This window comes from Geomonas sp. (assembly GCF_056994735.1).
In genome coordinates this window covers 1-1,054 of sequence record NZ_JBXKJL010000112.1, presented here as the reverse complement: position 1 = coordinate 1,054, position 1,054 = coordinate 1, and the positions used below count along the sequence as shown (strand labels likewise).

1 protein-coding gene is annotated in these 1,054 nt (G+C 62.3%); it reads right to left on the bottom strand.

Going from position 1 to position 1,054, the window contains the following annotated elements; genetic code table 11:
• Positions 1–87: 87 nt before the first annotated feature.
• Positions 88–1,047: an acetyl-CoA carboxylase carboxyltransferase subunit alpha gene (locus AC11W3_RS05395; protein WP_484092612.1), complete on the bottom strand. Its 960-nt coding sequence runs from the start codon at positions 1,045–1,047 to the stop codon at positions 88–90.
• Positions 1,048–1,054 lie beyond the last annotated feature (7 nt).

The window sequence follows — 1,054 nt, the reverse complement described above, 5'->3', positions numbered from 1 at the left end:
CATGACACTCTCACCATTACCGGTGCAGACGTCATGACCCCTTTTATTATTGCTCTGCGGATTGCTGCCTCAGTTACGCGAGACTTACTATTCGGCGAAGCGCGACATCTTCCGGAACTTCTGGTAGCGCTGCTCTATCAGCTCCTCGGCCGGGATCTTCATCAGCTCCGCGAGGTTCCTGGTCAGCGCCTCGTGCAGGGATGCGGCCATGGCTTCGTGGTCACGATGCGCGCCGCCGGCCGGCTCGGGGACGATCTCGTCGATCACCTCGAGTTCCTTGATGTCGGTGGCGGTCAGCTTCAGCGCCTCGGCGGCCTGGGCACCCTTGGTACCGTCGGACCAGAGGATGGCGGCGCACCCTTCCGGGGAGATGACTGCGTACACCGAATGCTGCAGCATGAGGATCCTGTCGCCGACCGCGATGGCCAGCGCTCCGCCGGAGCCGCCCTCGCCGGTGATGACCACGATGATCGGCACGGTAAGGCGCGACATCTCGCGCAGGTTGCGTGCGATGGCCTCGGCCTGGCCGCGCTCTTCTGCGCCGATGCCGGGGAAAGCGCCCGGGGTGTCGACGAAGGTGATGATCGGCAGCTTGAAGCGCTCGGCCATTTCCATGAGGCGCAGCGCCTTGCGGTACCCTTCCGGATTCGGCATACCGAAGTTGCGGAAGACCTTCTCCTTGGTGTCGCGCCCCTTCTGGTGGCCGATCACCATGACCGGCTCGCCGTCCAGCCTTGCCAGCCCCCCGACGATGGCGTGGTCATCGCCGAAGTTGCGGTCGCCGTGGAGTTCGACGAACTCGGTGAAGATGAGGCTCAGATAGTCAAGGGTGAAGGGACGGTTGATATGGCGCGCGACCTGGGCGGTCTGCCAGCGGGAGAGATTGCTGAACATCTCCGCGCGCATCTTCTCTGCCTTCTCTTCGAGCTTGGCGACCTCACCCTTCAGGTCGACGGCATCGGTGGAGAAGGCAAGGAGTTCCTGGATCTTCTTTTCCAGCTCTGCCAGCGGCTTTTCAAAGTCCAGGTAAGTCTGTTGCAGTGCCATATATTTC